The sequence below is a fragment of the Microbacterium sp. KHB019 genome, assembly GCF_037285405.1.
Classification (GTDB): domain Bacteria; phylum Actinomycetota; class Actinomycetes; order Actinomycetales; family Microbacteriaceae; genus Microbacterium.
This window is the reverse complement of sequence record NZ_JBBDHF010000002.1, coordinates 493697-506621: the sequence shown is the minus strand read 5'-3', so window position 1 is coordinate 506621 and position 12925 is coordinate 493697. Positions and strand designations below refer to the sequence as shown.

Sequence of the window (12925 nt, the reverse complement as noted above, 5' to 3'; positions counted from 1 at the left end):
TAAAGCTGATTTGCGTTAAATCTGTTGAGATGATCATGCACCCGACCTCAGACATTGCGCAACTATGCGTAAAGTAGTTGTCATGACGAGTTCCTTGGACGCCTTTCCGCGTCCATCCGTGGCCGTCGACACGGCCGTGCTGACGGTCGCGGACGGACGACTCGCGGTGCTGCTGTTGGAGGCGACCGACACGCTGCCGGTGAGACTGCCCGGGACCTTCCTGCACGAAGGCGAGACCCTTGCCGCCGCCGTGCTCCGCTCGCTACACGAGAAGGTCGGCGTGCGGGGGCTCCGGCCGCAGCAGTTGCATGTGTTCGACGCCGTCGACCGCGACGATCGGGGTCGCGTGCTGAGCGTCGCATTCGTCGATGTGGTGCGTGACTCGCTGCTGCCGCCGGAGGCGTCAGTCGTCGCGGTCGACGAGTTGCCGCCGCTGGCGTTCGACCACGACAGCATCGTCGCGTTCGCCGTCGCAGCGGTGCGCTCCTCCTATCTCGACACACCTGACCCGCGGGGCCTACTCGCGGAGCCGTTCACTCTGCGCGATCTGCGCGGCATTCACGAGGCGGTGGCCGGGGAGCGGCTGCTGCCGGATACGTTCCGTAGGACGATGTTGCCGAAGCTGCGCGGGACGGGGGAGCTCTCGCGTGAGGGACGAGGACGGCCAGCAGAGCTGTATCGGCGGGTTTGATGCAGTTCAGGCGCGCGGGAGCGCAGCCAGGTATCTCAGCTGTACGACGGTCGTTCCCGTCAGCGTCTCGTTCACGTTCTCGACCCGGTAGCGGCCGCCCGCGATCAGCTCGCGTTCGGACGACTTGATCTCGGACTCCGTCCACGCGGCGATGGCGGGGAACGAGCCCACCAGTTCGAACTGGAAGCCGGTCCCGAACGAGCGTGCGACGTCTCGGTCGAGGCTCAGACCCCACAGGGGCATGCTCAGGATCCCCGTCGCCAAGGTGGCTCGGATCTGGTCGTCCTGGGCCCCGGGTTCGATGCCACGCCCAACCCATGCAGATTCGTAGGCGACTGTCTTGCCCCAGCCATCGGCGTGCATCTGCGGCGCTGCGTCCAGCGCGTCGAGCAGCGCTGCCGCACGCTGCATGGTGCGCGGATCGGCCGCGGCGTCCCGTTCGTATCGTTCGATGAACTCGGCCTCGAAATAGTGCTTCGTCGCAGTGAGCACACGGGCGGCCGCACGGATCGGTGACGATCCTCCGTCGCGGCCCCCTTGCCATGCGATGCACGCGTCGCGGAGCCCTGATGCAGGTGATTGAGCATCCATCGGTGTCCTCTCGTTGGCAAGACTCTAGGGGGTTCGCGCACTTAGGCGATAGGAGAATTCTCGTCGGATGAGAAGTGGGTGGGGCGCCCCTCCGCCCCACCCGGGTGGACGAGATCCCAGCACCTCGTCCATGGCGAGCGGCCTCCCCCGACCGCCCGCCCGCTCGTACGCCCTACGGCTGAACGAACACCTCGTCAGCCAGCATCCCCGGGCTGACCCGGATCACGATGGTCTCGCCGTCGGGCACGAGGAACGCCTGCGAGCCCGTGGCTGAGGCGCCGTCGTACAGTTCGTCGAGTCCGAACTCGTCCGCGAGCACAACGAGGCTGTCGTAGCTGTTCACGACGTTGCCCGCGCCCGTGACGACGTCGACTCCGACCTCCATCGAAGTGCCCGACTCTTCCCCCGTGTACGTGACCGTGTAGTTCACGAGCTCGTAGTGCGAGCCAGCAGGCGCGGCGTCGTTGAACATGTTGCCTTCTGCGACCGCCGCAGCGCCGTCAGCCGTGTGGCTGTTCACGACGACCGTCCAGTCGGACGAGCTGATCGTCGACCCGAGCGGGTACGGGTTCTCACGCGTGCCTTCGGCCGCAGCATCCGCCGGCTCCTCCTCGGCTGCGGTCTCGGCATCCTCGTCTGCGGGCTGTGAAACCACGGTGTCGCCGCTGCCGAACGCCTCCTGCGCAGCGTTCGCGACCACGGCGAAGAAGACCGCGAAGCCGACGATCGTCCCCACGATCGACAGCACGAGACCGACGACGCCCATCCATTTGCGGTCCCCCTTGAGGAACAGCGACACGATACTGATCACGAACGCGATCGGCAGCAGGATCCAGCCGACGATCAGCGCGCCCGGGATGCACGCGAACAGGAAGCCGACGGCCGCGGTGACCAGCGCGATCAACGCGAGAACGTTCGTCTTCTTCGGTGCGGTCACCGCCTGGTCGACAGGCGGCATCGGAGGGGGCAGCTGCTGCGGCGCGGGAGCTGCGGGAGGGTTGGGTACGGACATGTGATTCTCCTTGTGGAGTGTGCGTGGAGCACCGGCCTGCCCCACGACGGATGCCGCAGGGCGCCGACCGCACGCACGACGAATAACGCCCCAGGCAGGGCGCGATTCGGGAGCTCGAATGGGCTCCGGGGTCCGTGCGGACCGGCTGAATCAGACCATAGAGAAGGGCTCGGACATTCGTCTAAAACCACCTGGCGAAAGGTCAAGACAAGGTCGCGGCAGTGTCCCTTCGGCCCGACCTGGTGAGGTCGGGCCGTCCACGATGGATGCTTTCGTGCTCAGCGCCGGCGAACGTGGTCGTGCTCGCCGGGATGATTCACCCTCGATCCGAGATCCACGACTGCCAGTGCGCCGGCCATCAAGGAGCCGTGTACCCACCATCCACGAGGTGATAACTGCCGGTGATGAAGCTTGCGGCGTCGCTCGCCAGGAAGACGATGAGGTTCGCGACCTCGTCGGCCTGCCCGAGCCGGCCGATCGGATGCTTCGACACGAGGAACTCTCTCGCCTCAGCATCCATCTGCGCCAGTAGAGGGGTGTCGATGAAGCCGGGACCGACCGAATTCACGCGCACGCCCTGCGCCGAGTACTCCAGCGCGGCCGTCTTGGTCATTCCGACGACGCCGTGCTTCGCCGCGACGTACGCGGGGGAGGTGGCGAAGCCGACGCTGCCCAGGATCGATGCGACGTTCACCACAGAGCCGCCGCCGTTTTCGAGGATCGAGGGGATCTGCGCCTTCATGTTGCGGAACACCGCGTTCAGGTTGATCGCGATGACCTTGTCCCAGTCACCGTCCGCATACTCGGCGGTCGGCGCAGCCGCGCCGCCGATGCCGGCATTGTTCACGCCGATGCGTAGAGGGGCTAGATTGTTCGCCTGCTCGACGGAAGAGGCGATCCATTCGGCGTCGGTCGCGTCGCCCGCAGACGCTTCGGCGACACCACCTGCGGCGCGAATCTCGTCGACCACCGACTGGGCCGCCTCGGCATTCAGGTCATTCACGACCACGGACGCACCGTTCTGCGCCAGCAGCAGCGCGGTGGACTTGCCGATGCCACTACCTGCTCCTGTGACGATCGCCGAGCGGTCTGAAACGTCGTACTGAGCCATGACGACTCCCTCCAGGGCGAGCACGGCACCGGGAGAGCTTCTCGGTCGGTCCGCCCTCCTCGACCATACGTTGCGTGGGCATTCGTCGCCGTGGCCTTGACATTGACCGGTGCGCACCGCTCGGCCAGCGGCCGATGCGGCGACGCCCGCCCCTAGTACTGCTCGCCCGGAACCTCCGCCCCGACGAACTCACCCTCCCGGGCCCCGCGCCGGTTCGGCGCTTCGACCTCGGCAGCATCCACGAACGCACGCGCGACGATCGCACCATCGGCATCCGTCGCCCAGATCAGGAACCGTCCGGCGTCGGTGCGGGCAGGAACGGCGAGCGACACCGCATCCGACAGCCGGAACGGCTGAACCTCGACAGACCCGGCCGACACGACTCCGACCTCCGCAACTACGTGGGTCGGTGACCCAGCAGTCACCCACGCGCCATGCACGGTGACTGACAGCCCAGAGCGCCCGTGATGCGAGACCTGCATGCGGAGATCGAATCCAGAGACCGGCGTCGCAACATCCGCGCCGGCCCGTGCCGGGACCATGTCCAGCACGAGCACCGTGTCGGCGTTCACGTTGACGGGGATGAGTCCGCCCCAGTCCTTCGTCCGACGGTCCTCTGTTAGAAGACCCGCGCACTCGTGCTCGACATCCGAGAACTCCGTGTACACGTACCCGGCGTAGCGATCATGGCGGCGCAGCTCCTGCGTCTCCCACCGCAGGTGCCAGGCGCGCTCTAGGCTCGTGAACCCCTCGCCGTACTCGCTGTTGAGGATCGGCACCCCGGTGCGCGGGAACGACGCCGAACCGTAGAACGACTTGTCGACGGTGAAATCGGGGCCGAGCCGCACGGGGAACGTCTCGCGCTCGCCGGCGGCCAGATCGGCGACGGCCTGCTTCCACGTCGCCAGATCCGGCTCGTAGTAGTGCCAGTCGACGAGGTCGCTCTTCACGTGCGACCAGCCGGAGTTCTCCACGATCGGCCGCGTGTCATCGAGCGATCGCAGCAGGTCGTACGCCCGAACGGCAACGTCGGCGCGAGCGGCGCTGCCCGGGATGTCCCAGTCCAGACCCCACTCCTCGTTGTACAGGCCCCAGATGATGATGCTCGGGTGGTTGCCGTCGCGTTCGACCATCGCGGGCAGCTGCGCCTCGAACGCCTCGGCTGCAGCCTCAGAGAAGCGGCTCGGGCAGGCCGGCTCGGCCCACACGAGCATGCCGGTGACATCGGCCTCATGCAGCCAGATCGGGTCTTCGAACTTCAGGTGCTTGCGCACGAGGTTGTAGCCGAGCTCGCGCGCGAGCGCGATGTCGCGCCGCAGCGCCTCGGCATCGGGTGCCGTGAGTCCAGTGTCGGGCCAGTAGCCCTGGTCGAGCACGCCGCGCACGTACAGCCGCGACCCGTTCAGCACGAGCTCCTCGCCGCGCGTCTCGATGCGGCGCAGGCCAGTGGTCGCGACGACGCGGTCCGCGAGCTCGTCGTCCCCGACGGAGACCTCCACCCGGTACAGGTGCGGATCCTCTGGCGACCACAGTCGCGGTTCGGGCAGTTCGATCCTGCCTGACGCCTGGCCGGCGGCATCCGTCGTGATCTCGATCTCGACACCCTCGACCCGTGCGCGCACGACAGCACCGCCGATTTCGTCACCCTGCAGAGCCACCGAGACGTCGATGCCGGCCAGGCTGTCTCCGCGCAGCGCGACCTCACGGGCATAGGTCCGTCCGCGCGCCTCCAGCCAGACCGACTGCCAGATGCCCGACGTCGGCGTGAACGAGACGCCGTCGTAGTCGTCCCGCGGGATCGACCGCTGCTTGCCGTGCGCGATCGCGCGCTTGTCGGCAGGCGCCTCGACCTCGACCTCGATCTCTGACGCGACGCCGGGAACCAGGAAGTCGGTGACGTCGAACTCGAACGACTCGTATCCGCCGACGTGCTCGCCGACGACCGAGCCGTCGATGCGGACGACCGCGCGGTGATGCACGGCTCCGAAGCTCAGCACGACGCGGCGCCCCTCCCACTCGACCGGCACGACGACCTGTCGACGATACGTGCCGCGTTCGAGCCAGACGCGGCGGATGCCGGACGCCTCGCTCTCCCACGCGAACGGCACCGTGATATCCGCCTGGATGCCATCGGCCTCGAAGTCCCAACGCCCGTTGAGCGTCAGCCAGCGCTCGGAGCGGTCGCGATCGGGCCGGGGGTACTCGGGACGCGGGACGCCTCCGGTTTCGGAGGAGACGAGGGCCCGGTCGGTGATGGAGAGTGACACATTCAGCCTTTCACGCTGCCGGCGAGGATGCCGTTGATGAAGTGACGCTGGAGCACGATGAAGAGCACCAGCAGGGGGATGAGGGCGATGGAGCTCGCCGCAAGAAGCTCGCCGGTGACCGTCGCGTAGTCTGCGCCGATCCGGTTGCCGGTGATGTTCTGCGCGAGCGTCGACAGGACGACCTGAAGGGTCGACATTCGCTCGGAGCTGGCGACGATCACCGGCCAGACGAAGTCGTTGTAGATGTTCATGATCGTCAGGACCGCAAGCCCAGCGAGCCCCGGACGGATGACGGGAACGATCACGCGCCAGAAGATGCCGAACTCACTGCAGCCGTCGACGCGCGCGGCATCCAGCAGCTCGTCCGGGACGGCGCTGATCACCTGGCGCATCCAGAAGATCGCGAACGCGTCGATCGCGCCGGGCAGAATCAGCGCCTGGTAGGTGTTCACCCAGCCCAGCGCCTTCATCTCCAGCAGCAGCGGGATGATCAGCACGATCGTCGGCAGCATGAGCGTGATGAGGACGGTGCCGAAGATCAGGTTCTTGCCGATGAAGCTGTACTTCGCGAACGCGAATGCCGCCAGCGGTGCGAAGAACAGCGTGATGCCGCCCTTGACCACGAGCACGATCCCGGTGTTGAGGAAGCCCTGGGCGATCGGGACGTCCTGGAACATCGCGGTGAAGTTGTCGAGTGTGAAGGTGGTCGGGTCGAACCCGAGTGGATCGCGGATGATGTCGTTCGGCTGCTTGAACGATGAGACGATCGCCCACGCGACCGGTGCGAGAAACGCGATCAGCAGCAGCATGAGGAAGACGTGCGATCCGATCCGCAGGCTCGGACGGCGCTCGGTTCGGGTGCGAGGGGCGGATGCCGCGGCAACCGTCTCGGGGCGGGTCAAGGTATCGGTCATGATCAGTCCTTGGCTCTCAGCATCCGGACGAAGAACAGCGACAGCACCATCACGAGGATCACCAGCAGGAAGGAGTTCGCCGCCCCGGTACCGAGATCGCCGCGCGTGATGTGGTTGTAGAGGTAATAGCCCGCCGTGGTCGTGGAGTTGTACGGCCCGCCCTGCGTGACGACGAACGGCTCGGCGAACATCTGGAAGACGGCGAGAGTCTGCAGCACGACGGCGAACATGATGGTGCGACGCAGCAGCGGCACGGTGATGCTCCACAGCTGCCGGAGCTTCGACGCGCCATCGAGCTCCGCGGCTTCATACATCGAACCGTCGATCGACTGCAGACCCGACAGCAGGATGATGATGATGAAGCCGGTCGTTTTCCAGAGGAACAGCAGCGCGAGCGTGGGTTTCGCCCAAGCGCTGGTCGTGAGCCAGCCGATATCCGGGATGCCGAACACACCGAGGAACGCGTTGATCGCACCGTATTGCTGGTCGAACAGCACCACCCAGATCTGGGCGACGGCGACCAGCGGCGTGACGAACGGCACGATGAACGCGACGCGGTACAGGCCGCGGAGCTTGAGCTTCGCCGAGTTGAGCAGGACGGCGACGATCACCGCCAGCACGATCTGGATCGGGACGATCAGCAGCCACAGGACTGCCGAGTTGCCCAGCGAGCTCCAGAACGCCTCACTGGTGAGGAGGTACGTGTAGTTGCCCCAGCCCACCCACTCCGCGGCACCGGATCCGCGCCAGTTCGTGAAGCTCAGTCGCGCGGTGAAGATCAGCGGATAGACGCTGAAGGCGACGAAGATCACGAGGAACGGAAGGACGAAGAGGTACGGCGCTGAGCGTCGTCGGAGCTTCGCCATTCCGTTCCGACGCGTGCGCGACGGGGTCGCGTCACGGCCGGATCGCGGTGGTGCCGCGGAGGGGAGGGTGGAGGTCGTCATCGTCGAAGGTCCGTCACTGCCTGTCGATCAGGTTGGTCTGGATCGCGTCGGTCGAACTGCTGATGACCTCGGCCGGAGTCAGATCGCCGTCGAGCATCTTCTGGAGATCGTTGCCGAGGTAGTCGACGGCGCCGTTCCACCACGAGGGGATCGAGGTGCCGCTGGGGATCTGCGCCCCTGCGGTCGTCGCGACCTCCCAGAGATCCTGCCCGCCCAGAGCCTCGATCGGATCGAAGAGGGGCCCCGCCGGGTCGGCTGCGGGAAGGTACGCGGGGATCGACGTGTTCAGCCCGGCCGGGTAGATGTCATTGATGCCCCACACCGCGCTGTATCCGGCCTCGTCGTACATGAGGAACTCGTAGAACAGCCAGGCGAGGTCGGCGTTCTCCCCCTCCTTTGGCAGGACGAATGAGGACCCGCCCATCGCACCGCTGCGGGCTCCGCCGTCCTCCCAGGCCGGAAGCTCCATGGCTCGCCAGTCGCCGCTGGTCTCGGGGAGCAGCTGCTGAGGGGCGAAGTCGAACCAGATCGCCCAGGGGTAGAACACCTGGTTGCCGTTCTCGAGCTCGGCGATGTCCGTCGGACTCAGGTACTCGGCGCGTGTGCCGAGGCCATCGGACTGCACCGTGTCGAGGAACGTCAGGATCTGTTCGTACTCCGGGCTGTCCAGGCGCAGTTCGCCGTCGGCATCAGCGATCGAGGTGCCCAGTTGGCTGGCGTACATCTCGAGCTGCAGCTGCCCGAGGAACGGGCTCTGCTCGAGATGGATCGGGTGCGACTCCGGCACTGCCTCCTGATACGCACGCGCGGCGTCGAGAAGATCGTCGTAGGTCTCGATCGTCGTGGCATCGACACCGGCCGCTTCCAGCGCTGCTGCGTTGTAGAAGAGCAAGCCGGGGTTGAGGTCGTAGGGAACACCGTAGATGCCATCGCCGACGGTTGTCGCATCGATCTTCTGGGGTGCGATGTCGTCGGCGTACGGAGCGAGCACATCGGTGAGGTCCCAGAGGTGGTCGGCGAACCCGCCGACGAGCGCATCGTCGAGGAAGACGCCGTCGGGCACGTCGGTACCGGTGATCAACGTGTTCTGCAGTTTGGCGTTGATGTCGACGGCCTCATGGTTGACCTTGATGTCGGGGTACTTCTTATTGAAGTCGTCGATCACGGCGTCGAACACCTCGTACAGGTCGCCGGAGCGATCCCAGATGGTGATCTCGCCTTCCGGCTTATCAGCCGAGGGCGCCTGCAGACGGTCGGACGTTGCTTCGTCGTCGGCACCGGCTGTGATGTCGGGGCCGCACGCGGTCAGGGCCAGTGCGGCGACGGCGGTGACGCCGACTGCGGCCAGGCGCAGGGCCGGCCGCTTCGGGTTGCTGTTCATGACACTCCTTTGTGTTTGCGGTACTGGGTGTTGAGAAGGCACGGTCGGGTGTGGTGCAGTTCGTGTTTGCCAACGTATGCAAACTGTAGCCGACGTTTGCATACGTTGCAAACGATATGATGACGACATGCCAGCCACACTTCGCGACGTCGCCGAGAGGGCGCAGGTGTCGATGCGCACGGTCTCGAACGTGGTGAGCGGCTACACGCACGTCAGCGAACGCATGCGCGCGAAGGTCCAGGCCGCGATCGAGGAGCTGGACTATCGCCCGAACCCCGTGGCCCGCACGCTCCGGACCGGTCGGACTGGAATGCTCGCCCTCGTCGTCCCGGAGATCGACGTGCCCTACTTCAGTGAACTCGCTCGCGACGTCATCGAAGCTGCGGCCGAGGTCGGCTATCGAGTGATGATCGATCAGACCGGCCACGATCATGAGCGCGAGCGGCAGTTGCTCACCGGTGAAGACCGGACGATGCTCTTCGACGGTCTGCTGTTCAGCCCGCTGGTCACGAAGTCCGAGCTCCTCGACATGCACGGCGCCTCACGGATGCCGTTGATCCTGCTCGGCGAGCATGACTTCGACGGCCGTTACGATCACGTCGCGATAGACAACGTCGCCGCTGCTCGGGATGCCGTGAACCACCTCATCGCCACCGGGCGCACGAGGATCGCCGCCATCGGATCGCAGCCGTTGGAGGAGTACGCCACACCGCTGCAGCGCTCCGCTGGCTACGAGTCGGCACTAACCGACGCGGGCATGCCGGTTCGCCCGGACTACGTCACGACGGCTGCGCATTACTCGCGCACCGAGGGCTACGAGGCGGCGCGCGCGTTGCTCGAGCTCGACCCGCGCCCCGACGCGATCTTCTGCTTCTCCGACCTGCTGGCGATCGGCGCGATGCGCGCTGTCTTCGATGCGGGGCTCAGCGTGCCAGAGGATGTGGCAGTGATCGGGATCGATGATGTCGAGGAGGGACGATTCGCGCGCCCGTCGCTCAGCACGATCTCGCTGGACACACCGTTCATCGCGCGCGAGTCGGTTCGCCGGATCATCGAGCGGATCGACGACCCCGAGTCGCCCGCGACCGAGATCGTCGCACCGCACAAGCTCGTGGTGCGAGAGAGCACAGGCGGCAGCTGAACACGGCGAACTAGGCTCATTCCCGTGCCCTGGCGATCCATCGAGCTCCGCGTCGACCGCGACAGCGTCGCGATGGGCGATGACGTCCAGCCCCACGCCGGCGTCATGTCCGTCCCCCGCGGCACGTTGCTCAGCGCAGCCCTCGAGCGATCTTCTCCCGAGATCCGGTCCCGGGGCTGGTCGTGGGTCGCCGTCGTCGACCGCGAGGTCACCGCTGTCTGGTCCGTCGACCACGGCGTCCGAATGCTCGTGCCAGACCGCGAACTCACCCGCGGCCCGGTCGACATCCACTTCCGCTACTTCGTTCAGATCGACCCGGCGTGGCTGTTCGATCGGCTGTCCACCGGTGCCACCGCCAACCGGCGAGAACTCGAAGCGGAGTACGCACCGATCGCACGCGAGAAGTACCGCGCCGAACTGCGTCGTCGTGAGCGCGAGATCGATGCCCGCTTGCTGAGCGCTGAGTGCATCGAGGCGATCCGCCATTACGGGGCCGACGTCACCCTGCACGCTGACGTCGCCTGCGACTTCACCCACGCAGGCGAGACATGGGCGGTGCGTCGCGCCGACACGATGCTCCAAGTGTTCCGCGGCAGCGGAGGACCCATCGCTTCCATCCGGCCTCACGCCCTGGGTGAAGCCTGGCTGGTTGGGATGCTCGGCGCCTCAGTGCGCCGCGCGTCGGGTCTGCCGGAGCTGCCTGCCGCCGACCGCCTGCCCGGGCTCGAATTCACGCAGGCCGGCGGGCGATGGATGTCGCGCGGAGCGACCGTCGTTCAGGTCGACTCCGAGCACGCAGCCGACGTCGCAGGCCTCGTGTTCGGGCGGTCGATCGCCGAGATACGGACGCTTCTCGAGGGCTGAGCCCGCTACCCGAGAACGCTCCCGGCATCCGCGCACTCCACGAGCTTGCCGTTCTTGAGCACTGCGACCCGATCGGCGGACAGCAAGAGGCCGCGTCTGGGTCTTTGAAGTCTCCAATCAAAGGGTGTATCGTGAGGCGATACCCGATACACAAATCGATGATCGTCAGTTTCCGACACAAGGGGTTGGAGATGCTCTATCGAGAAGATTCGAAACGTGGCATCCAGCCCGCGCACGCCGCCAAGCTGTCGCGAATACTCGCGGCCTTGGACGTTGCACTGGACCCGTCTGATCTGACGATCCCGTCGTTTAGGTTGCATCCGCTCAAGGGAGCGCTTGCTGAGCACTGGTCGATCTGGGTGAACGGGAACTGGCGAGTCACGTTCCGTTTCACTGGTCAAGATGTCGAACTCGTCGATTACCGGGACTATCACTGAAGGAGAAGCTCATGATGAAGAACCCGCCGCATCCTGGCAGCATTCTTCGCGAGGACGTCATCGCAGAGCTGGGCCTCACGGTTGCTGAGGCTGCGGTACGACTCGGCATGTCGAGAGTTGCGCTCAGCCGGGTGCTGAACCAGCACGCGGCCATCAGCGCGAACCTTGCGGTGCGGCTTGAGTACGCGGGAGTCGGCACTGCACGTTCTTGGCTTTCCATGCAGACGAATTATGATCTCGCCCGCGAGCTGGCAGAGAACGAGCACACTGTGCGCCCGCTCTCCACTGCCGGGTAGGGCGCGCTCGCTCACCGAACGCGAGGTAGGCGAGCAGGAAGATCGCGGCGAACGTGTCGGCGCGCTCGGTCGCGGGGATGCGAGGAGCGAGCATCCAGCTCACGGATGTGCTCTTCGCCCTCAGCGACCCCGATCGTCTCGCGATCGCGCGTCAGCTCGTCGACGGGCCGCTCGACATGGCCGCGTGCCACGCCACCGACCCGAATCTGCCGAAGTCGACCAAGTCGCACTTCATGAAAGTGCTGCGCGAGGCCGGCGTCATCCGCAACGAGCCCAACGGTCGCCAGCGCACGCTGACGCTGCGGCGGGAGGATCTCGATGCCCTGTTCCCTGGGCTTCTGGACTCGGTACTGCGGGGTTAGGCGAGTCGCTTCCGCTCGTGTCGGACCTACTCGTCTGCATCGGGCTCCCACCGCAACAGATCGCCCGGCTGGCACTCGAGTGCCTCGCACAGGGCGTCCAGCGTCGTGAACCGCACGGCCTTCGCGCGCCCGTTCTTGAGCACGGCGAGGTTCGTGGGGGTGATGCCGATGCGTTCGGCGAGCTCGCCGACGGCCATCTTGCGGCGGGCGAGCATGACGTCGATGTCGACGATGACGGGCATCAGATCACCTCGCCGAGCTCGGTGCGCAGCGTCTGAGCCTCGTCCTCGCGGTCGATCGCCTGGCGCAGCAGCGCCTTCATGACGACCATCAGAAGCGCCATGCCGCCGAGCACCAGTGCGGCGCCGCCGACGAGTGTGACGAGACCCGGTGCGATCTCGGTGGGCTTCAACACGAGCGCCATCGCCAGTGCCAGCACCGCGGCCGCGCCGAACGCACCGATGATGACGTCGACGTAGCGGAACGACGACCTCTGGAAGATCGACGCTCGTCGCACCTTCGTCAGTAGCATCCACACGCACACGGCGAACACCTGCATCGTCAGCACGCCCAGGACGACGATGGTCACGAAGCCGACGCGGAACCACGTTGGCGCGCCCACGAGATCGATCCAGATCAGCGGCACGATCACGGTCTGCACGACCAGCGAGCCGGCCAGTGCCAGCGCGATCACCACGCGCAGGATCACGATCGTCGTTCGTCCCATGGTTGCATCCTCTCGTCGACGGACAGAGAGAATCTATCGTTAATCGTTCGATATCGAAAGTCCGTCGATTGAGCGTCTCGCGACGTCGATCCGCCCGCGGAACCCTTCCGGATCCACACGCACCAGCGCAGCAGCCCTCTGACGGCTTCGAAGAAGTAGGCTCGAGGAGAGGTCGAAGACGACC

The 12925-nt window shown here is 66.0% G+C and carries 15 protein-coding genes; 6 read left to right on the top strand and 9 right to left on the bottom strand.

Annotated elements, in window-relative coordinates:
- The first annotated feature begins 82 nt into the window (after positions 1–82).
- A complete protein-coding gene (locus tag KHB019_RS08825; RefSeq protein WP_337458705.1) occupies positions 83–691 on the top strand; it encodes an NUDIX hydrolase in 609 nt (202 codons plus the stop codon).
- Between the two features lie 6 nt (positions 692–697).
- On the opposite strand, the gene KHB019_RS08820 is transcribed toward KHB019_RS08825, so the two are convergent.
- The 7 genes from KHB019_RS08820 to KHB019_RS08790 form a co-directional block, all read right to left on the bottom strand.
- The gene (locus KHB019_RS08820; RefSeq protein ID WP_337458704.1) at positions 698–1183 is read right to left on the bottom strand and encodes a hypothetical protein; all 486 of its coding nucleotides are present in this window, start codon (positions 1181–1183) and stop codon (positions 698–700) included.
- A 271-nt stretch (positions 1184–1454) separates the two neighbouring features.
- Complete coding sequence (locus KHB019_RS08815; protein WP_337458703.1) at positions 1455–2294, bottom strand: hypothetical protein; 840 nt, start codon at positions 2292–2294, stop codon at positions 1455–1457.
- 358 nt (positions 2295–2652) lie between these two features.
- A complete protein-coding gene (locus KHB019_RS08810; protein ID WP_337458702.1) occupies positions 2653–3405 on the bottom strand; it encodes an SDR family NAD(P)-dependent oxidoreductase in 753 nt (250 codons plus the stop codon).
- A 152-nt stretch (positions 3406–3557) separates the two neighbouring features.
- Positions 3558–5672, bottom strand: a complete 2115-nt coding sequence (locus tag KHB019_RS08805) for a glycoside hydrolase family 2 protein (RefSeq protein ID WP_337458701.1) — start codon at positions 5670–5672, stop codon at positions 3558–3560.
- Positions 5673–5674: 2 nt separating this feature from the next.
- On the bottom strand, positions 5675–6586 hold the full coding sequence (locus KHB019_RS08800; protein WP_337458700.1) for a carbohydrate ABC transporter permease: 912 nt from the start codon (positions 6584–6586) through the stop codon (positions 5675–5677).
- Between the two features lie 2 nt (positions 6587–6588).
- Positions 6589–7452 (bottom strand): carbohydrate ABC transporter permease, encoded by an 864-nt coding sequence (locus KHB019_RS08795; RefSeq protein ID WP_337458699.1) that lies wholly within the window; start codon positions 7450–7452, stop codon positions 6589–6591.
- 94 nt (positions 7453–7546) lie between these two features.
- A complete protein-coding gene (locus tag KHB019_RS08790; RefSeq protein WP_337458698.1) occupies positions 7547–8914 on the bottom strand; it encodes an ABC transporter substrate-binding protein in 1368 nt (455 codons plus the stop codon).
- Positions 8915–9041: 127 nt separating this feature from the next.
- On the opposite strand from KHB019_RS08790, the gene KHB019_RS08785 reads away from it, so the two are divergent.
- The 5 genes from KHB019_RS08785 to KHB019_RS08765 all read left to right on the top strand — a co-directional run bounded on the left by KHB019_RS08785 (position 9042) and on the right by KHB019_RS08765 (position 12014).
- Positions 9042–10055, top strand: a complete 1014-nt coding sequence (locus KHB019_RS08785) for a LacI family DNA-binding transcriptional regulator (protein ID WP_325471036.1) — start codon at positions 9042–9044, stop codon at positions 10053–10055.
- A 24-nt stretch (positions 10056–10079) separates the two neighbouring features.
- Complete coding sequence (locus KHB019_RS08780) at positions 10080–10919, top strand: hypothetical protein (RefSeq protein ID WP_337458697.1); 840 nt, start codon at positions 10080–10082, stop codon at positions 10917–10919.
- Positions 10920–11077: 158 nt separating this feature from the next.
- Positions 11078–11356, top strand: a complete 279-nt coding sequence (locus KHB019_RS08775; RefSeq protein ID WP_230101829.1) for a type II toxin-antitoxin system RelE/ParE family toxin — start codon at positions 11078–11080, stop codon at positions 11354–11356.
- 11 nt (positions 11357–11367) lie between these two features.
- Positions 11368–11652, top strand: coding sequence for a HigA family addiction module antitoxin (locus tag KHB019_RS08770; protein ID WP_230101828.1), 285 nt, complete (start codon positions 11368–11370; stop codon positions 11650–11652).
- A 77-nt stretch (positions 11653–11729) separates the two neighbouring features.
- Complete coding sequence (locus KHB019_RS08765; protein WP_230101933.1) at positions 11730–12014, top strand: ArsR/SmtB family transcription factor; 285 nt, start codon at positions 11730–11732, stop codon at positions 12012–12014.
- Positions 12015–12040: 26 nt separating this feature from the next.
- Here KHB019_RS08765 and KHB019_RS08760 read toward each other — a convergent pair whose 3' ends face one another.
- Positions 12041–12256: a helix-turn-helix domain-containing protein gene (locus KHB019_RS08760; RefSeq protein WP_337458696.1), complete on the bottom strand. Its 216-nt coding sequence runs from the start codon at positions 12254–12256 to the stop codon at positions 12041–12043.
- Positions 12256–12741 carry a DUF2975 domain-containing protein gene (locus tag KHB019_RS08755; RefSeq protein WP_337458695.1) on the bottom strand — a complete coding sequence of 162 codons (486 nt, stop codon included), beginning with the start codon at positions 12739–12741 and terminating at the stop codon, positions 12256–12258. The genes KHB019_RS08760 and KHB019_RS08755 overlap by 1 nt, the downstream gene beginning before the upstream one ends.
- Between the last annotated feature and the right edge of the window lie 184 nt (positions 12742–12925).

Coding starts and splice junctions, on each gene's coding strand:
- KHB019_RS08775 (WP_230101829.1), top strand. CDS start 11,078: ATGATCGTCAGTTTCCGACACAAGGGGTTGGAGATGCTCTATCGAGAA.
- KHB019_RS08765 (WP_230101933.1), top strand. CDS start 11,730: ATGCGAGGAGCGAGCATCCAGCTCACGGATGTGCTCTTCGCCCTCAGC.
- KHB019_RS08800 (WP_337458700.1), bottom strand. CDS start 6,586: ATGACCGATACCTTGACCCGCCCCGAGACGGTTGCCGCGGCATCCGCC.
- KHB019_RS08790 (WP_337458698.1), bottom strand. CDS start 8,914: ATGAACAGCAACCCGAAGCGGCCGGCCCTGCGCCTGGCCGCAGTCGGC.
- KHB019_RS08785 (WP_325471036.1), top strand. CDS start 9,042: ATGCCAGCCACACTTCGCGACGTCGCCGAGAGGGCGCAGGTGTCGATG.
- KHB019_RS08825 (WP_337458705.1), top strand. CDS start 83: ATGACGAGTTCCTTGGACGCCTTTCCGCGTCCATCCGTGGCCGTCGAC.
- KHB019_RS08815 (WP_337458703.1), bottom strand. CDS start 2,294: ATGTCCGTACCCAACCCTCCCGCAGCTCCCGCGCCGCAGCAGCTGCCC.
- KHB019_RS08795 (WP_337458699.1), bottom strand. CDS start 7,452: ATGGCGAAGCTCCGACGACGCTCAGCGCCGTACCTCTTCGTCCTTCCG.
- KHB019_RS08760 (WP_337458696.1), bottom strand. CDS start 12,256: ATGCCCGTCATCGTCGACATCGACGTCATGCTCGCCCGCCGCAAGATG.
- KHB019_RS08810 (WP_337458702.1), bottom strand. CDS start 3,405: ATGGCTCAGTACGACGTTTCAGACCGCTCGGCGATCGTCACAGGAGCA.
- KHB019_RS08755 (WP_337458695.1), bottom strand. CDS start 12,741: ATGGGACGAACGACGATCGTGATCCTGCGCGTGGTGATCGCGCTGGCA.
- KHB019_RS08770 (WP_230101828.1), top strand. CDS start 11,368: ATGATGAAGAACCCGCCGCATCCTGGCAGCATTCTTCGCGAGGACGTC.